Origin of the sequence: Protofrankia sp. BMG5.30 (assembly GCF_001983005.1) — a bacterium.
Taxonomy (GTDB): domain Bacteria; phylum Actinomycetota; class Actinomycetes; order Frankiales; family Frankiaceae; genus Protofrankia; species Protofrankia coriariae.
Map to the genome: position 1 here is coordinate 90,819 of NZ_MOME01000009.1, position 23,476 is coordinate 114,294.

Below are 23,476 nucleotides of genomic sequence, written 5' to 3' on the forward strand. Positions count from 1 at the left end.
CGAAACAGGCGCATCGGCCAGAACGGGTGGACCGGGCGAAATGACGGAGGCCACCGACCCGTACGTCCTGTCCACCGAAGCCGGCGCGCGGCTGTTGGCAGGCGCGCCGTGGAAGCGGATCGCGGTGATCGGCGACAGTATCTCGGCCGGCATCCGCGAGGCCGTGCCCGGCTACCAGGACCTGTCCTGGGTGGATCGGATCAGCGCCGTGCTGCGCCGCGTCCACCCCGACCTCGACGAGATCCGGCTGGCCAGGCGCGATCTGACGCTCACCGAGATCCGCCGGACGCAGCTGCGGCCAGCCCTGGACTTCCGGCCCGACCTGGTGTTCCTCTCCGGCGGCGGCAACGACTTCATCAGGCCGGGGTTCGACCCGGCCACCGTGCGCGCCGAGCTGACCGAGATCGTCTCCAGGGTCCGGGCGACCGGCGCCGACATCCTCACCATCGGGATGCTCGACATCAGCCGGGCGGGCATCGTCTCCGCGAAACACGCGGAGGCGATCGGCAGGGCGACCAGGATCGTCACCCGGATCACGCGGGAGGTCGCCCGGGAACACGGCGCGATCTTCGCCTCGTTCACCGACCATCCGCTCTGCGCCGACGCCGGCATCTACTGCGGCGACGGGCTGCACCTCAACTGCCGCGGCCAGGCGTTCGAGGCCGCCGAGAAGATGCGCGCGCTCGCCGCCCACCTGGCCGCGAGGAGCGAAGCCGCATGACGGACCTGACGACGTCGCTGCCGCGGGGGCCGTTCGAGTGCGGCCCGGCCGCGTTCGCCGAGGCGGCCGCGGCCGTGGCCGGGCCGCCGGCCGCGCTGTACCGCCGGTTGCTGGTCGAGCAGGAGTCCGAGGCCACGCTGGTGGCCGCCCGCCGGGTGCTCGCCGCCTTTCTGCCGGAGGCCACCGGCCCGGGCGAGGACGAGGAGCTGGACGGGCATCCGGACGGGCGGGCGGACGGGCCGCTGGACGAGGAGCGGGTGTTCGCCGAGCTGGCCGCCACCCGGGCGGCGATCGCGCGGGTCGCAGCCCGGCTGCGCGCCGCCCCGGCCGGGACCGTGGCCACCGTGCTGCGGCAGCGCGCCCCGCTCGCGCTGATCGAGGGCTGCTGGCTGGACACCGTGTCGCAGCCGGCAACCCAGCCCGCCGTGATCGTCAATCGGCTCGGTGCCGAGCAGTTGGAGCTGCTCGGCGGTGGCGTGGTCGAGCACACCCTGGCCGGTCGGCGCCGCCGGCTGCTGGCGGAGCACGGCGTGGAGCTCCCCGACCTGCTGGCCACCGACTTCCTGGCCGCGGCGCAGGCCCGGCCACTCACCGTGGTGACGGCCGTCTTCTACCTGGCGCTGTCCCGCCTGCCGGCCAGTTTTCTGCCCGAGGTGGTCGGCGTGCACTGTGCCTTCCGGGCGCTGGGCACCGACGCCGCGCTGTTCGGCCGGGCCGGCCCGGCCAGACTGGCTGAGCTGGCTGAGCTGGCTGAGCTGGCTGGGCTGGCTGGGCCGTCCAGCCCGGACGGTGTGGGCAGCCGCGGGTACGATCCGGTGCCGCTGCTGGCGGAGTACCTGGCGCTCACCGAGCTCTCACCCACCGGCCCGGCCGACCGGGCGCGGCTGCTCGCGGCGATCCGGCTCGTCACGCGCCTGGAGAGCGCGCACGTGGCGATGCTCGACGAGCTCGCGAGCTGGCACCAGGACCTGTCGCCGGACGCCGAGGTGGCGCTGATCGTCGCCAGGCACGCGCCGTACGCCGGCCGTCAGCACCACCGGGTGCGGATCTCCGGTGTCCCCCTGGACGGCCTGCTCGCCGGCCCGGCGTGCGACGCCGCCGCGTTCGTCCGCCAGCTCCGATCCTCCAGCTACCTCAGGCCACTGCCGACCGGCGGCTGCCCCTTCACCAGGGCGATCAGGTTCGGCGGGCCAATGTTCGGGATCTTCGACGCCGCCGAGGCGCGCACGCTCGAGCGGTGGGCGGCCGCCGCCGCCGCGGGTGAGCCGCCCGGCGCAGACCTGGCCGCCTGCACCGCCGGCGACGAGGACGCCGCCGCCTGGCAGTGTGCGCTCGCGTCCGCCGATCCCGGCGACATCGTCGTCGCCGAGCCTCCGGCGCTCGACGAACGCCAGTTCCTGTACCGCCTGGTCAACGTCGAGCGGTTCCCCGGCGTGCTGGCCGCCGCCCACACCCGCGTCGAGCAGGTGCTCGCCCAGGCCGAGGGGATGTTCGAGCTGGGAGCCGCCGGCCGCCACACCGACGCCACCTGGTTCGACTACAGCCCCGCCGCGCTGCGGGAGCGGGTGGAGAGCATCTACTGGACGAAGCTCGTCGGGCCCTACCGGCCGCTGGCCGACATCCCGCCCCGGGCAGAGGTGATCAACGGCCAGAAGCGGTTCGCGCTGGGCAACCTCGTCGACGGCGCCTGCACGCACCGGATCGGCAACACCGGCCGCTTCCACCGTCCCAGCGACAGGCCGCTGTTCGCCCTCTACGCCGACGAGATGGGCCGCGGCGACGTCGCACGCAACCACCTCACGCTGATCAACCAGGCCCTGGCCAGCATGGGTATCCACCTGCCGCACCTGCGCTCGGAGGAGTTCCGCACCCAGACCGAGCTGCCCGACCCGAGCTACCCGTACGCCACCTACCAGCTCGGCCTGGCGCTGTTCCCGGACTCCCGCTACGAGGAGATCCTCGGCTACCACCTGGGCGTCGAGATGTTCGGTCTCGGTGAGCTGCGGCTGCACGAGACGCAGAAGATGCGCCGTCACGGCTTCGACACCGCCTACGAGGACGTGCACCTGTCCATCGACAACATCTCGGCCGGCCACACCCGCCAGGCGACCGACCTGATCGTCGCCTACCTCGACCACGTCGGACGCACCGGCGGCCCGGTCGCCGTCGAGCGGGCCTGGCGGCGGGTGTGGCGCGGCTACGCCTCGTTCGCGTTCTTCGTCGAGCCGCATCTGGCCAGACGCCTGCTGGCACGGCGGGCCGCCGCATGAGCTCCGACACGAGGAGGGCGCGCCGGTGAGCACCCTGGACCCGCGGCTGCTGGCGCTGCCGTTCTACGAGCGGCCGCACCGCGAGCTGGCCGAGGCGCTCGGCCGGTTCTGCGACACCCACGCCGAACTGGTGGCGGCGGCCCGCACCGGCGCGCCGGAGAAGTACACCGCCCGCGTGCTGCGCGCGCTGGGGGACGCGGGCCTGCTGACACCCACCGACCTGCGCGGCCTGTGCCTGACCAGGGAGGCCCTGGCCTACACCGAGGACCTGCTCGACTTCGCGTTCTCGATCCAGGCGCTGGCCACCTGGCCGATCCAACGTCACGGCACCGACGAGCAGAAGCGGCGCTGGCTGCCCGGCATGGCCCGCGGCGAGCTGGCCGGCGCGTTCGCGCTCTCGGAGGAGCAGGCCGGTTCGGACGTCGCCGCGCTCGCCCTGCGTGCCGTCCCGGACGGGCACGGCACGGGATACGTCCTGGACGGGCACAAGACGTGGATCGCCGGTGCGGCGGGCGCCGACGTCTTCTGCGTGGTGGCCCGCACCGGCGACGGCCCGGCCGCGCTGGGCCTGACCGCGCTGCTCGTCCCGGCCGGCACACCGGGCCTGCGGATCGAGCCGATCGACATGCTGGCCGAACGCGACATCGCCCGGCTGGAGTTCGACGGCTGCCGGGTTGCGGCCGACGCCGTCCTGGGCGGCCGGGGCGGCGGGTTCGTCGTGGCCATGGAGCTGCTCGAACGCTTCCGGCTCACCGTTGGCGCGGCGGCGCTCGGCTTCGCCCGCCGGGCCGCCGACGCCGCCCTGGCCAGGGCCCGGGGGCGGGCCGCGTACGGCGGGCGGCTGTTCGACCTGCCGACGGTGAAGGCCAGCCTCGCCGACGTCGAGGTGCGGCTGAACGCCACCGCGCTGCTGGTGGCCAGGGCCGCCTGGGAGGCCGACCGGGGCACCCCGCCGACTGAGCCCGCCAGCTTGGCGAAGCGCTCCAGCTTCGCCAAGCACTCCAGCATCGCGAAGCTGTACGCCACCGAGGCCGCCCAGCAGGTTGTGGACGCGGCCGTGCAGGTGTTCGGCGCCGCCGGGCTGGTGCGCGACAGCCTGCCGGAGCGGCTGTACCGGCAGATCCGGTCGCTGCGGATCTACGAGGGCGCCTCCGAGGTGCAGCGGCTCGCCATCGCCGACGCCCTGCCACCGGCCGCGTCGCATGTTTCCCGGACGGACGCGGGCCGTCCGCCGAAGACGCTGAAAGCGAGTTCTTCTCATGAGGAGTGAGTCCGCGGCGCGGTACCGCTGTGTCGGGATCGGGGCCGGACCGGCCAACCTGAGCCTGGCGGCCCTGCTGCACGGCGACCCGGAGACGCCGAACCTGGTCATCGACAGGAAGGCCGAGTTCAGCTGGCACGACGATCAGCTCATCCCCGGGGCGGCCCTGCAGGTGTCGCTGTTCAAGGACCTGGTCAGCCTGTCCGACCCGACCAGCCCGTTCTCGTTCATGGCGTACCTGCACGACCGCGGGCGGATCTACCACTATCTCAACGCGCAGTTCGACAGCGTCCCCCGTCAGGAGTTCCGCAACTACCTGGACTGGGCCAGCAGCCGCATCGAGAACGTCGTGTTCGGCGAGGAGGCGCGGTCCGTCGACTTCGTCGGTGACACCTTCGTCGTGCGGACCGACAAACGCACCCTGCTCGCCGACAACGTGGTGGTCGGCGTCGGCACCGTGCCGTGGGTGCCGCGGTTCGCCCGCCCGCACCTGGGCGGCACCCAGTTCCACGTCAGCGAGTTCCGGTCGAGGGCCGCCGGCCTGCGCGACCGGCGGGTGGCGGTGATCGGCGGCGGCCAGTCCGGCGCCGAGGCGTTCCTCGACCTGATCTCCCGGCCGGACGGCGAGCTGCCGCACCGGGTGTCGTGGCTGTCCCGCCGGCGCAACTACTTCCCGCTCGACGACTCGCCGTTCACCAACGAGTTCTACATGCCCTGCCACTCCGACTACTTCGCCGAGCTTGGCCCGAGCGTGCGGGCCGAGGTCAACAGCCAGCAGGTGCTGACCAGCGACGGCATCTCCGAGGCCACCGCCCGGGAGATCTACCAGCGGATCTACGTCCACCGGTTCATCACCGGCGCCCCGCAGCTGACCGGGCTCTACCCCAACCGCGAGGTGGTCAGCGTCGAGCCGTGCTCGCCGGAGGGCTGGAGCATCTCCGTCCGGCACAACGACCCGGCGAGCTGCCTGGAGATCTTCGAGGCGGACGTGATCATCTGGGCCACCGGGTTCCGGCCGGCCCCGATGGACTTCCTGGCGCCCCTTCAGCCGCGTCTGGAACGGGAGAACGACGAGTACCAGGTGGACGCCGACTTCGCCGCCTGCTGGGACGGCCCGGCCGACCGGAACCTGTTCCTGCAGAACGCCGCCCGCGGGCAGCGCGGCCTCGCCGACCCCAACCTCAGCCTCAACGCCTGGCGCAGCCAGCGCATCGTCGACCGGATCCGCGGCGTCCGCAGCAGGGACCAGCACCCGGCGTTCATCGAATGGTCACCCAAGACAGGAGCCCGCTGATGGGCCGAAGGGCGTGCGATCATGGCGAAGCCGCACGCCCGGAGGCCGCTCTTCCAGAGATGCTGACCATGGACGCTGGGGCTGGGGCTGGGGACGCCGACGTTGTCGTGGTCGGGGCCGGCGTGGTCGGCTGCCTGGTGGCTACCGAGGTCCTGGCCCGCGCGCCGCGCCGGCGGGTCATGGTGGTCGACAGGGGGCTGGCCGGTGGGGGAGCGTCCCGGTTCTCCGCCGGGCTGCACTTCCCGCGCGGGGCCACCCCGCGGGTGCGGGCGATGAGCGCCTACAGCCAGCGCTGGTACGCCGACCTGCGCCGACGCGACCCCCGGGTGCCGATCCACCCGGTGGGCATGACAGTGGTCAGCGCCGACGAGGCCACCGTCCGGGAGCACTACCTCCCCGAGGCGCGGCTGCGCCCGCTCCCCGAGGCGCGGCTGCGCCCGCTCCCCGAGGCGCGGTTCCCCGAGGCGCGGCTGCACCCGGCCGAGCGGGGCTGGGACGGCGACGGCGCCCACCACGCCGACGTCGCGGCGCTCACCGAACTGCTGGCCGCCCGGCTGCGCGGCCGCGCGGCGTTCCGGGAGGGCAGCGCGGTCACCGCCGTGCGCTCCACCCCGGACGGCGTTGTCCTCACACTGGGTAGCGGCATCCGGCTTACCGCCAGCCGTGTCGTGCTGGCGCCGGGCCCCTGGCTGCCCTGGCCGCTGCTGCTCGCCCCGCTCGGCGTCCGCGTCAAGAAGGTCGTCGCCCTGCACGTCGAACGGCCCGTCGCCCCGCACGACCGTGCGACCGTCTTCCACGACGATGACGCCTTCCTGCTGCCGCTGGCCCACCGCGGCCACTGGCTGTTCAGCTACACCTCACCTGACTGGCACGTCACCCCGGACGCGCTGACCGGCGGGCTGTCCGCCGACGACCTCGACCGTGGCCGGGCGGTTCTGGAGCGCCACGCCCCGGCGCTCGCCCCGTACTGCGTCTCCGGCCGCGTGTTCTGCGACGCCTACAGCCCCGACCGCGCGCCGATCRTGCGCCCGGTCACCGCCGACGGCCGGGTGCTGTTCGCCGGCGCGGCGKGCGGCTCCGGCTACCGGCTGGCCCCCGCGATCGCCGCCGCGGCCGCCGATCTGCTCGACGGGCTCGACGAGAAGGACACCGCATGATCATTGACCGTTTTGACGCCACCGCGCTCTCCGCGGCGTTCGGGATCGACATGGGCTCGGTCGACGGGCTGGGCACCGGAGCCGCCTGGGGCCGTGTCGCGCCGGGTGTTGCCACGACACACCAGCGGCACGACGAGACCGAGCTGCTGGTCATCGTCGCCGGCCGCGGCGAACTCGCCGTGGGAGCCGCGCACCATCCGGTCGCCGCGGGCACCGTCGCCCTGCTCGAGCCGTTCGAGGACCACGTCGTGGCGAACACCGGGGAGGAGGACCTGGTCTTCCTCACCCAGTACTGGCGTGACGGCGCCCGCGCGGTGTCCTCGGCCGCCCCGGTGGCCAGCGAGCACGGCGAGCGCCCGGTGTTCGTCTTCTCGACGCCGCCCACCCCCAACGGCGACCTGCATCTCGGTCACCTTGCCGGCCCGTATCTGGGCGCCGACGCCTACGTCCGGTTCCAGCGGATGAACGGTGCCAGCGCCTGGCACCTGACCGGCAGCGACGACTTCCAGTCCTACGTGGTCGACCGTGCCCGCCGGGAGGGCCGGTCGAGCGCCGAGGTGGCCGCGTACTACAGCGCCGAGATCGCGGAAACCCTGCGGCTGATGGACATCCCGCTCGACCAGTACACCGTCACGAACGCCGACCCCGGCTACGTCCCCGCGCTGAAGGACTTCTTCACCAGGCTGGTCAGCTCCGGCGCGATCGCCCCGGCCGACGGGCCGGCGCTGTTCGACCCGCGGACCGGCCAGTACCTCTACGAGGTCGACGTCCACGGCGGCTGCCCCGGCTGCGGCGAGGCCACCGCCGGCAACATCTGCGAGCTGTGCGGCGAGCCGAACACCGTGGTCGACCTGGCCGGCCCGGTCGCCGGGCCATCCGGCGGAGCGCCCGTCACCGGCACGGCCCGCCGCTACGTGCTGCCGCTGCACGAGCACGCCGACGCGGTGCTCGACCACCAGCGCCGCGGCCGCGTCCCGGCCCGGCTGCGGGAGCTCGCCGCCCGGCTGTTCCGCCGGGAGCGGATCGACATCCCGGTCAGCCATCCCGGCGACTGGGGCATCACCCCGCACGAGGCGGACGGCGCCGGCCAGGTGATCTGGGCCTGGCCGGAGATGGCCTTCGGCTTCCTGCACGGCATCCAGCGGCTCGGCGAGCGCCTCGGCCGCGACTGGACGGCAGCCAGGCCAGCCGACGACTGGAAGGTCGTCCACTTCTTCGGCTATGACAACAGCTTCTACCACGCGATCCTCTACCCGGTGCTCTACCGGCTCGCCCTGCCCGGCTGGACGCCGGACATCGACTACCACGTCAACGAGTTCCTCCTCTACGACGGCCTGAAGTTCTCCACCAGCCGCCGGCACGCCGTCTGGGGCAAGCAGATCCTCGACGCCGACAGCGTGGACGCGGTCCGCTACTTCCTCGCCCGCAACCGTCCCGAGGTGGAGCGGACGAACTTCACGCTCGACGCCTACGAGCACACGCTCACCGCCACCCTGATCGGCACCTGGCAGGCCTGGCTGCACGACCTCGGCCAGCGCGTGGCCGACCACTACGACGGGGTGGCCCCCGACGCCGGCAACTGGACACCCGAGCACGCCGGGTTCCTCGGCCAGCTCGCCGCCCGGCTCGGCGCGCTGGCCGCCAGCCTGCGGCCCGGCGGCTTCTCGCTCAACCAGTCCGCCGCCGAGTTGGACGCCCTGGTCACCGACACGGTCCGGTTCAGCCGTCGGGAACGCGCGCTGGCCCAGGCCGGCGGCATGCCGGACGAGGTGCGCACGGCCACGGCGCTGGAGCTGGCCGCGGCCTGGCTGCTCGCGCACGCGGCCACGCCGGTGATGCCGCGTTTCGCCGCCCGGCTGGCCGAGGCCCTCGGTCAGCCTGCGCCKCGGCAGTGGCCCGCCACGGTCGAACTGATCCCGCCAGGTAGCAAGATCACCCTTGCTCAGATCACGTTCTTCCACCCGCCCCGGCCGCTCGGCCCGCTCGGTGCAGCCCACGCGGCCGAACACCCGTCGGACGCCTCGCGGTCCCAGTCCAGCGGGAGCCTTGCATGATCAACGAACTTCTGGCGTCCACACCGAACCGTGGGACGCTGCACGTCACCAGGCTGGCCGGCACCCGCGAGATCCCGCTCGCCGAGGTCTGGCGACTGTCCGGCCTGGTCGCGGCCGGGCTGCGCGCCCGCGGCCTCGGCGCGGGCGACCGGATCGGCATCCTCGCCGCCAACAGCCTCGAGTGGGTGGTGCTCGACCTGGCCGCCCTGCGCCTGAAGGTCGTCACCGCCGGCCTGGAACCGGGCAAGTTCACCCCCACCCGCGAGCTGATGGAGCGCTACAGCCTCTCCCTGCTGTTCACCGACCGTCCGTGCGACATCCCCGGCGTCGAGCGGCTCACGACCCTCCTCGACGACCTGCCCGACACGGCTGGCACGGCTGGCACGGCTGGCGCTGACGACACGTCCGGCGCCGACAACACGACTGACGCGGCCGGCGCGGTCGGCGCGGTCGGCGCGGCCCCGCCGCCACCGGTCAGATACGCCCCCGACGAGATCACCACGATCAAGTTCACCTCGGGGAGCACCGGCACACCCAAGGGCCTCGGCGCCACCGTCGGCAGCATCGACAGCTCGCTGGACGCCGTCCAGGACATGTTCGGCCACGGCCCCGGCGACAACCTGCTGGTGTTCCTGCCGCTGTCGCTGCTCCAGCAGCGTTACTGGGTGTACTCGGCGCTGCGGTACGGCCACGACGTCACGGTCTGCACCTACGAGTCGGCGTTCGTCGCGCTCACCCAGGTGCGGCCGACCGTCGTCATGGGCGTGCCCGGCTTCTTCGAAAGCGCCCGCGGCCAGATCGAACGCCACGCCCGGCGCACCGGCCGGGACCTCGCCGACGCGGCCCGCGACATCTTCGGCGGCCGCATCCGCTACCTGTGGACGGGCTCGGCGCCCGCCGACCCCGCCACCCTCGCGTTCCTCAACCGGCTCGGCCTGCCGATCTACGAGGGCTACGGCCTCAACGAGACGTGCATCGTGGCCAAGAACCACCCGGGCACGCACCGGGCGGGCAGCGTCGGCCGGGTGCTGCCGGGCAAAGAGGTGATCATCGGTGACGACGGGGTGATCAGCGTCCGTGCCGAGCACCCGGTGAACCGGCGGTACGACTACTGCGAGCCGGGTGACAGCGAGCGGGTCTTCGGTGCGGACGGCGTCGTGCGCACCGGCGACATCGGACACCTCGACGCCGACGGCTTCCTGTTCGTCCTCGGCCGCGCCGACGACACGATCGTGCTGGACAACGGCAGGAAGATCGTCGTCAGGCAGATCGAGGAGCACCTGAAGGCCAGCCCAGCGATCGCCGAGTGCGTGCTCTACTGCCCGGCCCAGACCGAGCTGGTGGCGGTCGTCTCACCGGCGTCGGTGCCGGTGGACACCGGCGCCATCGCCGCACAGCTCACCGCCACCAACCGGGCGCTCGGCGGCGACCAGTACATCCACCGGGTCGTGGTGGCCGACGAGCCGTTCAGCATCGGCAACGGCCTGCTGACCTCCCAGTACAAGCCCAGGCGCAAGCAGATCCGGGCGGTGTACCAGCGCCAGCTCGGCGACCCGAGGAAGGGAATCCATGCGGCCTGACAGATCCATACGGCCCGACGTCGAGACCGCCGCCCGGGAGAACCTGGCCGCGGTACTGGCCGCCGACATCGCCCCCGAGGAGATCCAGCCCGACGTCGGCCTCACCGCCATCTACGGGCTGACCTCGCTGAACAAGGTCCTGTTCCTGACCTCGCTGTGCCGGGACACCGGCGTCGACACCGCCCACCTCACCGAGGACGATCTGGCCAGGATGCACACCCTGCGCGACTGCGTGCACATCCTGTCCAGGCACGTCCCGGCGGGGGCCTGACCGGTGGCCCGGTACCCGGTGGACTGGCACACGGCCGGTCCGGCCGTCCTGAGCAACGACCACGTCCGCCTCGCACCCGTCACCGAGGCCGACCGGGAGCCGCTGCGGGCGATCGCCCTCGACCCGGACATCTGGCGGTACTTCGTCTCCCGGGTGGAGTCCGACGCCGACTTCGAGGCGTTCTTCGACGCCACCCTCGCCGACCACTTCGCCGGCCGGCGGCACGTCTTCGTCATCACCGACCGGCGCACCGGCCGGACCGCGGGCAGCATGAGCTACGGCAACCTCTCCGAGCCGGACGCCCGGCTGGAGATCGGCTGGTCGTGGCTCGGCCGCGACTTCCGCGGCACCGGGACCAACCGGTGGGCCAAGCTGCTGCTGCTGGAACACGCCTTCGAACGCCTGGGCGCGCTGCGGGTGGAGTTCAAGACCGACGTGCGCAACACCCAGGCCCGCCGCGGCCTGCGCAACATCGGCGCCGTCGAGGAKGGCGTGCTACGCAGCTACAACCCCATGCCGGACGGCAGCCGCCGCGACGCGGTCTACTACAGCGTCCTGGCCGACGAATGGCCGCTCGTGAAGAAAACACTCACCGAACACCCGAAAATCCGCCCGTGACCGGTGTCGCCTCGGCAGCATCCTCCGCCGCGCTCCTCGGCTGCCGTGCGGCCTGCGATGTTCGCTGCGGAGGCCGTTTCATGATCGTTATAGTCGGAGTGGACGGATGGGAAGCGCTCGGCCCGACCGCGTCCGGGGGCGTCGAGTGACCATCCTGATCAGGGCGGACGGGCAGCCGGCGGAGCTGGGGCGGGCCCACGGGGCGGCGCTGGCGGGGCGGCTGCGGTCGTTCGTGGACGACCACGTCTGCCGGCTCGGCCGGCTGCTGCCCGGCCCGGTGACACTGGACGGCCTGCGCCCGACGATCGCCCGCCACCGCGCGGAGATCGAGCGGGCCACCCCGCGGCTCGCGGCCGAGGTCGCCGGGCTCGCGTCCGGCGCCGGCCTGACCGAGGACGAGGCCTGGCTGCTCCAACTGCGACGCGAAATCCTCGGCTACACCCGAATCCCCACCGCGGCCCCCGCAGCGATCCCCACCGCGGTCCCGACCGAGCTTCCCACCGCGACCCCCGCCTCAGGCGAGCTTCCCACCGGGATCCCCACCGTGGTCCCCATCTCGGAGGAGATCCTCACCGCGGGTGACTGCACCACCTACGCGACCACCTACCCGGGGGCCGCCGGCCCGCTGCTCGCCCAGACCGTCGACCTGAGCGGCGACCTCGACGACCAGATCGCCGTCCTCGACGTCGCCTCGCCGGTCGGCCGCTCGCTCGTGCTGAGCTTCGGCGGCCTGCTCGGCTACCTCGGCCTGAACAGCCGCGGCCTCGCGGTCGGGATCAACCTCGTCCTGGGCGGCGACTGGCGGGCGGGCCTGCCCCCGTACCTGGCCGTCCGGCACCTGCTCGACACGGCGGCGAGCGTCGATGAAGCGCTCGACGTCCTGCGCGGCCTGCGGCTGGCCAGCTCCCGCTCACTGACGCTCCGCGACGCCACCCAGGCCGCCTGGGTAGAGATCATCGGCGACGAACTGCGGGCCGTGCAGGCGCCRCAAACCGTCCACACCAACCACTTCCTCCACCCCGACCTCGCCCCCCACGACGAGATCAACGTCTTCGCCCGCAACTCCTCCGTCAGACGGCTCGCGGCGGCCACGGCGGCGCTCCCCACCCTCGGCCCGCACCCCGAGGAACACCTCGCACTGCTGTCCACCCCACCCATCCGAGTCCCCGGCAACGGCGACATCCGCCGAGAACGCACCGTCGCGGCAGCGGTCCTCCTCCCAGCCCTCGGCGAACTACACCTCCGCCCCGGCGACCCCGCCCTGTCCACCACCGAAACCTTCCGCCTGAAGTAGCAGCCAGGACGACGATCCACCCGTAGTCACTAGATTTTGATAATGGTGACTCCTCCCGTACCGCACAGCATCTTGAGATCTTCGGGATCCGAGGTGAGTACGGTAACTGGACCAGGGGCGGCGAGTGCGGTCGCGCAGAGCACCGCATCGATCGCATATCTGTGGCCATGTAGTCCCGTCTCCCCCAGTAACTCGGCCGCATGCCGGGCAACAGGCTCCGTGACAGGCTCCACGACGATCCGGGACACGGTCCACGCGAAGGCGGAACGCCTGATCCGCGGATGGATCACTTCGACCAGGGTCACCGCACTGGTGATCACGCGCATGTCGTCGGCGCGGGCGAGGGCGAGCCAGCCGGTGACGTCGCGGTCTCGCTGGATGGCCCTGGCGAGTCCTTCACTGTCGAGGACCAGGGTGCCTCCCGGCACGGCGACCGAGCGGGTCATGCCGCGTGTGGGTCCGAAGAGCGCTGCTGCTCGCGGGCCTGTAGCAGGGCATCCCGCCGGGATCGGATCTCCTCGTCGCCGATCGGCCCGTGCTCGGCCTCGGCGACCGCGATGAGTTCGTTGAGGTTGTCGCGTTCGATCTGGCGGGCGACGGCCGCGGCGACGTAGGCGGACAGGCCCGAGGGGCCGCTGCGGGCGCGGGCGGCCTCCGCGATGTCACGAGGCATTGTGATCGAATACTTCTGAGTAGGCTCGCTCATACCCCTTATCCTACCGTGGATGCCCCTCGATCTGGCTCGTCGGTTACTCTCCGGGTGTCGGTTTCGTGCTCACGGTGGTTGCCGATTCGATGGACAAGGCCAGGATCACCGCGTGGAAGACCCGCGGCGCCGATCTGCGGGACTGTCTGGGAGGGGGAGGGTGGGTTATGGCCGACCATCCGGATCGCGCTCGACGGGATGCCATCCGTGCCGAGTATGCCGTGGAGGAAGCCGAGGCAGCCGGAGCCGAGGCGCTGGAGAACGAGCAGGCTTGTGGTGTCGGTGCGGGTACCCGCATCCCTTGCCGAAACCCTCAGGGCCCAGGCAGCAACCGAGCGCATCCCCACCTCGGCGCTGATCCGGCGTATCCTCGCCCGGGCCGTGCACGAACCTGATGCGCTGGTGTTGACCGTCGCGCAGGTCGAGGAGATAGCCCGACGCGTCTTCCGCGAATCAGCATGAGCACGCACGCGTTGCGGTAGGAGTGGCGCCGTGGCGGCCGAACCGCTGGAATCAACGGCCGCGCCGGCAGATATCGTGGCGGCCTGATGCAGCCGTCCTCCGGTGGGCGGCGCTTACAGGCCGCGGCTACCAGTCTGCCGGCGAGCGGGCTACGGCTGGGCCTCGTCGTCCGGGGGCAGGTCCCAGTCGAGGGCGCGGAGGCTGTCGGCGACCCGTTGGAGCACGGCCAGGTCGTCGAAGAACTCGATCGGTGTGGAAATGCCGGAGTTCGCCGGCCGCAGGGGCAGGTGATCGACCGTCTCTCCGTCCATCGGCTCTCCATCCATCGGTGTGGACGGCGCTCCGGGCCGAGGAATCGGGCCCGGCCCGGTCCGGAGCACCTTACCGGCAATGGTGGAAGCAGACTATGTCAGGCGCCATGCGTACGATGTGTGAGAAACGCCCCTTATAGGTGTGGGGAAGTTGGTATTTTTCTACAGACGTACTCCTCGAATTCTGGTACTCAGCTTCAGGATTGTCCTATTTCAGGCCGGAGTGGACGAAGGCGTTGACGATGTGTCGCTGGAGCACCAGGTAGAGGCCGAAGATCGGTAGGCAGGCGAGCCCGGAGGCGGCCATGATCCCGCCCCAGTCGTTGCCCTCGGTCCCGCCGAGGAAGCCGCGCAGCCCGAGCTGGATCATGGAGTTCGCCTGCTGGAGCGCCATGGACGGCCAGAAATACTCGTTCCAGGCGTTGATGAACAGCACGATGCCCAGCGCCGCCAGCGCCGGCCGCAGGTTGGGCACGACGACGGTCCACAGCGTCGACCAGGACGACCGGCCGTCGACGCGGGCCGCCTCCAGCACCTCCTTGGGGAAGCTTTCCATGTGCTGGCGCAGCAGCAGGACGCCGAGCGCCGTGCACAGCGTCGGAATGACCACTCCGGCGAGTGTGTTCAGCAGGCCGAACTCGAACAGCAGCGTGTAGTTGGACACCATCGTCACCTGGAACGGCACCAGCCACGTCCCCACGAACAACAGGTAGAGCAGCCGCTGCCCGCGGAAGCGCCAGGCGGTGAAGGCGTACGCGGCGAGCAGGCCGGTCAGCAGCTGCCCGAGGGCGGTCAGCGACGCCACGACGAACGTGTTGAGCAGCATCCGCCCGATCGGGATCACGTCCGCGGCGTGCCGGTAGTTGCCGATCGACAGCGGCCAGGGCAGCAGCGACGTGTCGTAGATGTCGCCGGGGCGGCGCAGCGACGTCGCGTACATCCAGCAGATCGGAAAGATGCAGGCAACGCTGAGGACGGCCAGGACGGCATGGCCGACGAACGAGCTCAGCGGTGACCGGCCGCCGACCGGCCCGCCGGCCCCGCCGTGGCCGCGGTGGCCGCGCCGGCGCCAGCGGCGTCCGCCGCCATGGTCTCCGCCGCCGTGCCGGCCGCCGCCGCGGTTCCCGCCGTCGTCACGGTTCCTGCCGTCATGCTGCCCGCCGCTGTGCTGCCCGGGCGGCGGCACAGCGGCGTCGCCTGCCGCCGGTGCGTCCGGCRTGGAGACGGCCATGAATCACTCCTCGTAGTCCTCGCGGTAGTTCCCGCGACATCGTTTCCCCGCCCCACAACCCCACCCCCGCCCCGCGGCCGAATATCGTTGCTCATACAAATGAGGGAGCAAGTGGTCGCTGTAGCAGCCACTTTCGTACTCATTTCTCGGGAGGTTGTTTCGCGGTTCGGGGGACGCGGTTGCCGGGGTGTTTGCGGTGGGGTGTTTGCGGTGGGGTGTTGGGCGGTGGGTCGTCGGGTGGATGGCCGCCGGGCGGTCAGTTGTCGTGGAAGCTGAGTTTTTCGAACAGCCAGACCAGGAAGAGGGCGACCAGGCCGAAGGCCAGGAAGAAGGCCAGGCCGGCGGCGGAGGCCAGACCCGCGTTGAAGCTCTTGAAGCAGTACTCCCAGAGCAGGTAGTAGGCGTTGGTCGTCGCGTCGTCGGGGCCGCCCTGAGTGAGCGCGTCGATCAGCGGGAAGGTCAGCTGGCCGGACAGCAGCACGGTCATGAGGGTCAGCAGGACCAGGGTCGGTGACAGCAGCGGCAGGATGATCCACCGGGTGATCTGCCGCCTGGTCGCTCCGTCGAGCTGGGCCGCGGCCGAGTACTCGTCGTTGATGTTGGCCAGGCCGGCGGTGACGACGAGGACGGCGAACCCGAGCAGGTRCCAGCCGGTGATGCCGATGATGGCGAGCTGGGCCGGGCCTCGTTCGTGCAGCCAGTTGACCGGATTGCCGATCATACGGTCCACCAGCCCGTGCCGCGGGTCCAGCAGCCACATCCACATCGCCGCGCTGGCCACCGGCGGGACCAGCACCGGCGCGAACACCAGCGCGCGGTAGGCGCCGCCGGCCCGGCCGTGGATCCGGCGGGTGAGCAGGGAGATGATCGTGGGCAGCAGGACCGAGAACGGCAGCAGGAACACGATCGTTGCCACCGTCAGCCACAGCGAGTGCCTGAGCTCGGGGAGTTGGACGACCTGCTGGTAGTTGTCCAGCCCGACCGGCACCTTCGGCCGGGTCGGCAGCAGGTTCCACTGGTAGAAGGAGAGCTGGACGGCCTCGACCAGGGGACGGTAGGTCCACACGATCAGGCAGCCCAGCCCCGGGGCGAGGTAGAGGAAGGGCGGCAGCGCCCGCAGTACCCGGCGCGCCACCGGTGGCCGGGCCGCATCGACCGCCACGTGCTCGGCGGGCGCCGCGAGGGGAGCGAGCTCTACGAACACGCTGCCCGCCCCTGTCCTGTCGGCGTCCGGCCGGCGGCTGGGTTCCGGTCGGCGGCCTGGGTGGCGGCTTGGATGGCGGCCTGGTCGATGTGTCGTGCCATGTCGCTCTCGTCGTTGTCGAAGAGGGTTTCCGCGGGGGCGAGCGTCACGACGCTGGCCACCACGGTGTCGGGGTAGATGTCGATGCGGCTGCAGGCCGCCGTGCGCAGCGCGCGGGCCCGGCCCGCGGGCGAGAGCAGGTCCGCGCCGAACGCGGTGGCCGGCGACACCCAGACCGGGATGCCGGCGAGCAGGCCGCAGCTGGCGTGGTGGGCGTGGCCGGACAGGATGATCCGCACGTCGCTGCCCGCCACGACCCGCGCGAGCCGGTCGGGCTCACGCAGCGTCATCAGTTCGACGACGAGCATCGGCGACGGCACCGGCGGGTGGTGCAGGACGAGCACCGTCCCGTCCGGTGCCGGGCGGGCGAGCTCGTCGCGCAGCCACACGAGCTGGTCGTCGGTGAGATGGCCGCTGTCGTAACCCGGCGTGGTGCTGTCGAGCACCACGATCCGCAGGCCCGCGATCCAGTGGACGCTGTCGCACGGGATCGTCGAGAGGCCGTCGGTCGTCGGCGCGGCGCCCAGCAGCTCGCGGCGGAACGCCGTCCGCTCGTCGTGGTTGCCCATCGCGTAGATGACCGGGGCGCCCAGGTGGCGCGCGAGCGGTTCGACCACCGCCCGCAGCCGCCGGTAGGCGACGGGGGAGCCGCTGTCGGCGAGATCCCCGGTCAGCAGCAGGCCCGCCACCGCGGTCCTGGAGTCCACGACCGCGCGGGCCGCGGACTCCAGGTTCGCGTGTGTGTCCACCCCGCCGTGCGGCAGCTCCCCGCCGTCGACGAGGTGGACGTCGCTGAACTGGATCAGGGTGTGGCGTGGCACCCGGGCCGGCGGTGCCGCCGGCACCGATGGCACCGGCGGCGTGGACGTCACCGATGTCACCGATGGCACGGTCGGCACCGACGGCACGGCGTCAGCCCTTCGGGAGGAGCTTGGTCGCCTGCTCCTGCGCCGCGGTCAGCGTCGACTGCGGGTCGGCCCCGCTGTAGACCACCTTCTCGACGGCCTCGAGCATGCCGTCCCTGATCTGGACGTAGTTGTCGCCGGGGAACGACGCTGTCGGGTACAGCCGGGCGAGCTGGTCGATGTTCGGCTTGATCAGCGGGTTCTTGGCCGCCCAGTCCTTCAGGGCGCCCGGGTCGTCGAGCAGGCTCGTGCGCAGCGGCAGGTAGCCGATCTTGCTGGTGATCTGCGTGTACGCCTCGTCGCTGGTCAGGAACTTGATGAGCTCCCAGGCCGCCCGCTGCCGGGCCGGGTCCTTGGCGAACATCAGCAGGGCCGCCCCGGAGTTGGTCGGCTGCACCTTCTTGCCGTCGAAGCTCGGCTCGTAGCCGGCCCGCAGCTCCCACGGCGGGTTCGCGCTGGTGGCGCCCTTGCGGAAGACCGCCTCGGCGGCGCTGCTCTCCAGGATCATGCCTACCTCACCGCGGGCGAACGCGGGGTAGGCCTGCTCCTGGGAGAGCTTGGGGCTGGCGCCGGAGTTGACCAGGTCCTGGGCCACCCTGACGGCCTCGACCGCGGGGGCGTCGGCGAAGGTGAGCCGGGTCTGGTCGTCGGAGATCACGGTTCCGCCGTTGGAGGCGACCAGGGACTGGTAGCACCAGTCATTGGTCTTCTTGGTCAGGCAGTCGATGTAGGCGCCGTCCTTGCCGGTCTTGCTCTTGATGGCCAGCGCGGCCGTCTTCACCTCCGCCCAGGTGGTCGGCGGCTTGTTCGGGTCGAGGCCGGCCTGGGTGAACAGGCTGGCGTTGTAGTACAGGATCGGCGTGGAGAACACGAACGGCACGGCGAAGGTCTTGCCCTCGACGTCACCGAGGGTGCGCGCGGCCGGCGCGAACGGGTGGGCGCCGCCGAAGTTCGCCTGCACGGCGTCGCGTCCGACGACGTCGTCGAGCGGGGTGGCGCCCAGGCCCTTGACGGCGTACCGGATGTCGCCGAAGACCAGCTGGCCGACGTCGGGCGGGTTGCCCGCCGCGATCTGGCGCTGGATGCTGGCGGCCGAGGCCGACCCGTAGCCGCTCGCGGTCGCGGTCGCGGGCTTCTGAGCCGTCACCTTGATGTTGGGGTGGGCGGCCTGGAACCTGTTGATCAGATCGGTGAAGGTGTCCGTCCAGGCCCCGGCCTGTGACAGGTTGTAGCTCTCAAAGGTGATCGAGACCTGCTGGTCCGGCCGGAGTTCGGGAACCACGGTGCTCGGCTGGGCGGGTGCGCTCGAGCCACTGTCTCCGCAGGCGGCGGCGGTCAGTGCCAGGGTGAGCGCGRCCGCCAGCCCCCCGAGCTGGCGCAGTTTTTTCACGGGATGCTCCTTGAGCGAGATGAACACGGCACCGGCGAGGACCGGGGCCGGGAAAGGCGTCGGACGTTTCGACAGGTTCGAAAGACCCGACGGCGGGACGGTTCGAGAAGGGCGGGGACGTCGAAGGCTGGTGATCAGACGGTGGACGCGTTCAGGAACCTGCCCTCAGGAGCCGGCGACGGCGGCGGCGGAGTCATGGACGTGATCGCGCTCGCGGGGGATGTCCCCGCTGGCCGGCTGCCAGACCAGCCGGCGGCCGCTGGCCCGGTCGAACAGGTGCACCCGGTCCGCGGGGACGCCGAAGGCCACCGGTTCGCCGGGACGCAGGCCGAGTGGCCGCGGCCCTCGGGCCAGCAACCGGGCGTCGCCCACCGCGCACTGGGCGACCTCCTCGCCGCCGAGGTTCTCCACCGTCTCCACCACTCCCCGGAACACGGGGGACGTCGACGTGGGCGAGGAGGCGAGGGAGGCGGAGGTCGGCGGGAGCAGGACCAGGTGCTCCGGGCGGACGCCGAGGGTCACCTCGCGGGCGGGCTGGTCGTCCGCCGTCCACAGCGACAGCTCGACGCCGGGGGCGAGCACCTGGACGCGTCCGGCCCGGCTCTCGATCCGCGCGGGGAGCAGGTTCATCGCGGGCGAGCCCAGGAAACCCGCCACGAACACCGACGCCGGCTCGTCGTAGACGTCGGTGGGGGTGCCGACCTGCTCAAGCCGGCCGGCGTTGAGCAGGGCCACCCGGGTGGCCATGGTCATGGCCTCGACCTGGTCGTGCGTGACGTAGACGATGGTCGAGCCGAGCGTGTGGTGCAGGGCCCGCAGCTGGCCGCGGGTTGCCGTCCGCAACTTCGCGTCGAGGTTGGACAGCGGCTCGTCCATCAGGAAGGCACCGGGGTCACGGACGAGCGCCCGCCCGACCGCGACCCGCTGCCGCTGCCCGCCGGAGAGCTCCCGCGGCCGGCGGTCGAGCAGCTCCGCGAGATCGAGCAGCGCGGCCACCTCGCGTACCTTCTGGCGTATCTCCGCCCGTGGCCGGCGACGTGACCGCAACGGGAATCCGATGTTGCGCTCGACGGTCAGGTGGGGGTAAAGAGCGTAGCTCTGGAATACCATTGCCATGTCGCGTTCCCGGGGCGGGGCGAAAGTGACGTCGCGGCCGTCCAGCAGAACGCGCCCGCCGCTCGGCTCGATCAGACCGGCGATCATCCGGAGCAGCGTCGACTTTCCGCATCCGCTCGGGCCGAGCAGGACGAGGAAATCGCCGTGGCTGATGTCCAGGCTCACCCGGTCGACGGCGGCGACCTCGCCGAAACGCTTGGTCAGTCCTTCGACCTGGATCCGGCTCACAGCCTGGCTCTCCTTTCGTACCGGCCCGGCGGCGTGCCGGACCGGCCTGGTATTCCCTGCCTGCCGTGGGTGGGCTGGTGGGTCTGGAAGTCGGAAGGTGGATCCCCGGTTCGGGCCGTGCCCGGTGCCGGTGGCCGCCCGAAAATTTTTGCCAGTGCTTCTTATCGTCCGTGGACCGCTGAATTCAACGTCGGATCCGTGTACGGGAAGGAAACATGCTGAAAATTTGCGGTGCGTCAAGTGCTGTGAAACGTCGTGATCAGGCCAGCTGGCCAGCATCGATTGACGTTGTTGATTATTCGATAGAATTCATCGATGGCCGCCGCGGCCGCTGCCGAGGTGCGCGGGCGGGCCGGCAGCGGAATTCGTCCCGCGTCGGCGGGGCCGCCCAACGCCCGCCCGCGGCTGTTGCCATACCGCCTATATCACCCATATCGCCTATACAACCCACGCTGCCCGCACCGCCGCAGGCCGGGCCGGATGCCCCGGGACCTCTGACCCGGGCTGGATGTTCCGGGTCAGAGGTCGAGGACCAGTTGGTCGCCGTGGGCCCGGGAGACGCAGATCATCATGGCGTCCCCGTCGCGCTGCTCCTGCGGGCTCAGCACGGAGTCGCGGTGGTCGACCTCGCCCTCGACGAACCGGGTCTCGCAGTTGCCGCAGGTCCCCTCGCGGCACGAGGAGGGCATGTCCAGGCCGGCGCGTTCGAGCGCCTCGAGGATGCTGCGGCCCGCGGCCACCCGTACCCGCTGCCCGGTGCTGGCGATCAGGACGTCGAAGGCGGTGTCCGCGGCGGCGTCGCCGGCCGGCTCCCGGGGCCGGAAGCGTTCGACGTGCAGGGCGCCGGACGGCCAGCTGCCGCAGGCGGCCTCGACCGCGCTGAGCAGGCCCTCCGGGCCGCAGCAGTAGACGGCCGTGCCCTCCTCGGGCCGGGCGAGGACGGTGTCGAGCGGCAGCAGCCCGTGCTCCTGCTCGGGGTGGACGACGACCCGGTCGCCGTGGGCGGACAGCGTGGCGAGGAACGCCATGCTCGTTCGTTGCCGCCCGCCGTAGAGCAGCGTCCAGTCGGCGCCGCGCCCGGCCAGCTCGGCGATCATCGGGAGGAGCGGTGTGATCCCTATCCCGCCCGCGATCAGGACGTAACGCCCGGCGTCGGCCAGGGGGAAGTTGTTGCGCGGCGCCCCCACCTCCAGCGTCGACCCGGCGCGGGCCTCGTCGTGCAGGTACACCGAGCCGCCCCGGCCGGCCGCCTCGCGCAGGACCGCGATACGCCAGGTCGCGCGGTCGGCCGGATCGCCGCACAGCGAGTACTGCCGGACGCGCCCGGGCCCGGCGACGACGTCGACGTGCGCGCCGGGAGCCCACGGGGCGAGCGGCCGCCCGCCGGGATCGGCGAGGACGAGGGAAACGACGTCGTCCGCCTCGACGGTCCTGCTGACGACGGTCAGGAATGCGGTGGCCGATGGTGCTGGCACCGTGGTCGACTGATCGTGGGATGCTGGGGCGGGCATGACCGACCTCCGGCGGAGTTCTGGGCGTGTCGGAATGGACGTACAGGTTCCCGGCGTCCTGCCGGGTCCGCGTTCTGGGCGGCAAATCCGCCGTCCCGGCCGCTGGCCGGCACGTCGATCGAAACAGCGAGCTGCCCGAAACAGCGATCGGCACGTCGGTCGAACGGGCGGGTCATCATCGAATTCTATCGGTAGGACCACCCGTGGCGCAGGGCCTGGCCACATCTTCGCAACTGATTTCCCGACTGGCCGGAGAAGTCGCCGACAGACGGAAAATCAACTCGGGCGATTGGATTTTCCAATAACCACGACCGGGGCTCACATGCGTCGCCGAAGGCTATTTCTGGCAGCTTGGCCAAAAGCGGCGCCGTCGTTCTTCGAGTCGTTTTCACATCGGTGTGGGCCGCCGCCGGCGAGTCCGGTCGAGGACGGTGCGATCAAAGGGGCGGGTGGTCCGGTCAGGTGTTTCGCGGCGCCGGTGGCGTCCGCCGGGTGGATCAGGCTCGACGGCCGGGCGGCCGGTCAGAAGGGCCCGGCCTCGTCGAGGGCGTCCAGCAGGGCGTCGACGACCTTGCTCCGCTGCGGCCGCCACACCACGTGCACGGAGAGCATCGGGATCGGGTCGACGAGGGGGATGGCGACCGGCCCTCTCGTCCGGCGGGCTCGTTCGACCGAGGCGAACCCCACCAGCGGGCGGGTGGTGACCACGAGGGCGGTCGCGCCCGGGTCGTCGACTTCGGCGGCGACCCGCAGGCTGATCCGGACCCGTTCGGCCGTGGTGACGATCGTGTCGTACATCGCCGGTGACTGGGTGCGGCTGAACAGAATGCAGGCCTGGTTCTGTAGCTCGCGAAACGACACCTGTTCCCGGCAGGCCCAGTCGTGCTGTTCTCCGACCACGGCGACCAGCGGCAGCCGCAGCACCTCCCGGGAACGCAGGTCGCTGGTGGGTGGCAGCCCGAAGATGAAGCCGATGTCGAGCTCGCCGCTGAGCAGGCCCTTGAGCTGGGGACCGGTGCGCCTTTCCCACAGGTGGGCGGTCAGCCCGGGGTGGGTGTTGTTCAGCCGTAACAGGGTCGGCTGCAGGATGCGCTGGCCGGCCGGGAAGTTGTAGCCGATGTTGATCGTGCCGGCGCGGCCGGCGGCGGCGTCCCGCGCCGCCTGCACGGCCCGGCTCGCCTGGTCGAGGATCCGCTTCGCCTCGGCCTGGAACGCGACGCCCGCCGGGGTCAGCCGAACYTCGTGGGAGGTGCGGGCGACCARCTTGACGCCGACCTCACGTTCAAGGCGTTGCAGATGCTGGCTCAGCGAGGGCTGGGCCAGGTGGAGCTTGCCCGCGGCCCGTCCGAAGTGCAGCTCGTCCGCTATCGCCAGAAAAGACACCAGGTGCCGGAACTCCATCGCGCCTCCCCTCCGCAGRCCCAGCACAGCCTACGTGCGGTGACTAACCAGCGGTGACGGGTAAGTGTTGTCCGGAAGAACTGTCGGGCCGGTTGGCGGGGGCGCCGGTGGGAATAGTGTGACGGCGGCGTGCGCATGATACGCATACAAACAGCGCGTATACGCACGTGTACAGCGACGTATATTGCGGCGACATTTATTACGGTGGTGTGTATTGCAGACACCRTGTATTACGGTGGCGTGTACTGTGACACGGATATGGCGGGGCGGATATGGCGGGACGGCGAGCGCCCGGCGTGCCCGTATCCGTCCCGAAATGGTCACTCGTGTCCCGGGCGGCGCGCCGCGGGACACGAAATACGGAGTGGCTCCCGCGTGACCGTGTGTCCCCG

21 protein-coding genes are annotated in these 23,476 nt (G+C 71.5%); 11 read left to right on the plus strand and 10 right to left on the minus strand.

Features of this window, described 5'->3' with window-relative positions; all coding sequences use genetic code 11:
• Nucleotides 1-40 precede the first annotated feature (40 nt).
• From BL254_RS05290 to BL254_RS28170, 10 genes are all read left to right on the plus strand, one after another.
• Nucleotides 41-721, plus strand: coding sequence for an SGNH/GDSL hydrolase family protein (locus BL254_RS05290; RefSeq protein WP_047222244.1), 681 nt, complete (start codon nt 41-43; stop codon nt 719-721).
• Nucleotides 718-2,991 (plus strand): iron-containing redox enzyme family protein, encoded by a 2,274-nt coding sequence (locus tag BL254_RS05295; protein ID WP_076842687.1) that lies wholly within the window; start codon nt 718-720, stop codon nt 2,989-2,991. Before BL254_RS05290 ends, BL254_RS05295 begins: the two co-directional genes overlap by 4 nt.
• 25 nt (nt 2,992-3,016) lie before the next feature.
• Nucleotides 3,017-4,261, plus strand: a complete 1,245-nt coding sequence (locus BL254_RS05300) for an acyl-CoA dehydrogenase family protein (RefSeq protein WP_047222245.1) — start codon at nt 3,017-3,019, stop codon at nt 4,259-4,261.
• The gene (locus tag BL254_RS05305; protein WP_047222246.1) at nt 4,251-5,546 is read left to right on the plus strand and encodes a lysine N(6)-hydroxylase/L-ornithine N(5)-oxygenase family protein; all 1,296 of its coding nucleotides are present in this window, start codon (nt 4,251-4,253) and stop codon (nt 5,544-5,546) included. The genes BL254_RS05300 and BL254_RS05305 overlap by 11 nt, the downstream gene beginning before the upstream one ends.
• Nucleotides 5,547-5,605: 59 nt before the next feature.
• Nucleotides 5,606-6,703: an FAD-dependent oxidoreductase gene (locus tag BL254_RS05310; protein WP_139342191.1), complete on the plus strand. Its 1,098-nt coding sequence runs from the start codon at nt 5,606-5,608 to the stop codon at nt 6,701-6,703.
• Nucleotides 6,700-8,757 (plus strand): class I tRNA ligase family protein, encoded by a 2,058-nt coding sequence (locus BL254_RS05315; RefSeq protein WP_047222247.1) that lies wholly within the window; start codon nt 6,700-6,702, stop codon nt 8,755-8,757. The genes BL254_RS05310 and BL254_RS05315 overlap by 4 nt, the downstream gene beginning before the upstream one ends.
• Complete coding sequence (locus BL254_RS05320) at nt 8,754-10,337, plus strand: AMP-binding protein (RefSeq protein ID WP_047222248.1); 1,584 nt, start codon at nt 8,754-8,756, stop codon at nt 10,335-10,337. The genes BL254_RS05315 and BL254_RS05320 overlap by 4 nt, the downstream gene beginning before the upstream one ends.
• A gap of 7 nt (nt 10,338-10,344) precedes the next feature.
• Nucleotides 10,345-10,608 (plus strand): hypothetical protein, encoded by a 264-nt coding sequence (locus BL254_RS05325; RefSeq protein ID WP_086055298.1) that lies wholly within the window; start codon nt 10,345-10,347, stop codon nt 10,606-10,608.
• Between the two features lie 18 nt (nt 10,609-10,626).
• Entirely contained in the window at nt 10,627-11,226 is a 600-nt protein-coding gene (locus BL254_RS05330) for a GNAT family N-acetyltransferase (protein ID WP_076842688.1), read from the plus strand.
• A gap of 145 nt (nt 11,227-11,371) precedes the next feature.
• Nucleotides 11,372-12,520: a C45 family peptidase gene (locus BL254_RS28170; protein WP_235433381.1), complete on the plus strand. Its 1,149-nt coding sequence runs from the start codon at nt 11,372-11,374 to the stop codon at nt 12,518-12,520.
• Between the two features lie 29 nt (nt 12,521-12,549).
• Here BL254_RS28170 and BL254_RS05340 read toward each other — a convergent pair whose 3' ends face one another.
• Together BL254_RS05340 and BL254_RS05345 are read right to left on the minus strand one after the other, a co-directional pair.
• Nucleotides 12,550-12,966: a PIN domain-containing protein gene (locus BL254_RS05340; RefSeq protein ID WP_047222251.1), complete on the minus strand. Its 417-nt coding sequence runs from the start codon at nt 12,964-12,966 to the stop codon at nt 12,550-12,552.
• Nucleotides 12,963-13,226, minus strand: a complete 264-nt coding sequence (locus BL254_RS05345; RefSeq protein ID WP_047222252.1) for a hypothetical protein — start codon at nt 13,224-13,226, stop codon at nt 12,963-12,965. Before BL254_RS05345 ends, BL254_RS05340 begins: the two co-directional genes overlap by 4 nt.
• Nucleotides 13,227-13,508: 282 nt before the next feature.
• Here BL254_RS05345 and BL254_RS28175 point away from each other — a divergent pair, with 282 nt between their 5' ends.
• Nucleotides 13,509-13,688 (plus strand): hypothetical protein, encoded by a 180-nt coding sequence (locus BL254_RS28175; protein ID WP_235433382.1) that lies wholly within the window; start codon nt 13,509-13,511, stop codon nt 13,686-13,688.
• Between the two features lie 149 nt (nt 13,689-13,837).
• Here the strand turns inward: BL254_RS28175 and BL254_RS26840 are convergent, their stop codons facing one another.
• The 8 genes from BL254_RS26840 to BL254_RS05390 all read right to left on the minus strand — a co-directional run bounded on the left by BL254_RS26840 (nt 13,838) and on the right by BL254_RS05390 (nt 23,084).
• Nucleotides 13,838-13,999 (minus strand): hypothetical protein, encoded by a 162-nt coding sequence (locus tag BL254_RS26840; RefSeq protein ID WP_175648293.1) that lies wholly within the window; start codon nt 13,997-13,999, stop codon nt 13,838-13,840.
• 208 nt (nt 14,000-14,207) lie between these two features.
• Complete coding sequence (locus BL254_RS05360; protein ID WP_083730856.1) at nt 14,208-15,230, minus strand: carbohydrate ABC transporter permease; 1,023 nt, start codon at nt 15,228-15,230, stop codon at nt 14,208-14,210.
• Between the two features lie 256 nt (nt 15,231-15,486).
• Nucleotides 15,487-16,434: a carbohydrate ABC transporter permease gene (locus tag BL254_RS05365; RefSeq protein ID WP_076842689.1), complete on the minus strand. Its 948-nt coding sequence runs from the start codon at nt 16,432-16,434 to the stop codon at nt 15,487-15,489.
• Nucleotides 16,425-17,405, minus strand: coding sequence for a metallophosphoesterase (locus BL254_RS05370; RefSeq protein WP_235433383.1), 981 nt, complete (start codon nt 17,403-17,405; stop codon nt 16,425-16,427). The genes BL254_RS05365 and BL254_RS05370 overlap by 10 nt, the downstream gene beginning before the upstream one ends.
• A gap of 40 nt (nt 17,406-17,445) precedes the next feature.
• Complete coding sequence (locus tag BL254_RS05375) at nt 17,446-18,828, minus strand: ABC transporter substrate-binding protein (protein ID WP_076842700.1); 1,383 nt, start codon at nt 18,826-18,828, stop codon at nt 17,446-17,448.
• Between the two features lie 165 nt (nt 18,829-18,993).
• Nucleotides 18,994-20,172, minus strand: coding sequence for an ABC transporter ATP-binding protein (locus BL254_RS05380; RefSeq protein WP_047222256.1), 1,179 nt, complete (start codon nt 20,170-20,172; stop codon nt 18,994-18,996).
• Between the two features lie 518 nt (nt 20,173-20,690).
• Nucleotides 20,691-21,683, minus strand: a complete 993-nt coding sequence (locus tag BL254_RS05385; protein WP_047222257.1) for a PDR/VanB family oxidoreductase — start codon at nt 21,681-21,683, stop codon at nt 20,691-20,693.
• A 522-nt stretch (nt 21,684-22,205) separates the two neighbouring features.
• On the minus strand, nt 22,206-23,084 hold the full coding sequence (locus BL254_RS05390; RefSeq protein ID WP_047222258.1) for a LysR family transcriptional regulator: 879 nt from the start codon (nt 23,082-23,084) through the stop codon (nt 22,206-22,208).
• Nucleotides 23,085-23,476 lie beyond the last annotated feature (392 nt).

Excerpts from the sequence above, each read along its gene's own strand:
- BL254_RS05290 (WP_047222244.1), top strand. The coding sequence starts at position 41 with ATGACGGAGGCCACCGACCCGTACGTCCTGTCCACCGAAGCCGGCGCG.
- BL254_RS26840 (WP_175648293.1), bottom strand. The coding sequence starts at position 13,999 with ATGGACGGAGAGACGGTCGATCACCTGCCCCTGCGGCCGGCGAACTCC.
- BL254_RS05345 (WP_047222252.1), bottom strand. The coding sequence starts at position 13,226 with ATGAGCGAGCCTACTCAGAAGTATTCGATCACAATGCCTCGTGACATC.
- BL254_RS05320 (WP_047222248.1), top strand. The coding sequence starts at position 8,754 with ATGATCAACGAACTTCTGGCGTCCACACCGAACCGTGGGACGCTGCAC.
- BL254_RS05305 (WP_047222246.1), top strand. The coding sequence starts at position 4,251 with ATGAGGAGTGAGTCCGCGGCGCGGTACCGCTGTGTCGGGATCGGGGCC.
- BL254_RS05340 (WP_047222251.1), bottom strand. The coding sequence starts at position 12,966 with ATGACCCGCTCGGTCGCCGTGCCGGGAGGCACCCTGGTCCTCGACAGT.
- BL254_RS05295 (WP_076842687.1), top strand. The coding sequence starts at position 718 with ATGACGGACCTGACGACGTCGCTGCCGCGGGGGCCGTTCGAGTGCGGC.
- BL254_RS05385 (WP_047222257.1), bottom strand. The coding sequence starts at position 21,683 with ATGCCCGCCCCAGCATCCCACGATCAGTCGACCACGGTGCCAGCACCA.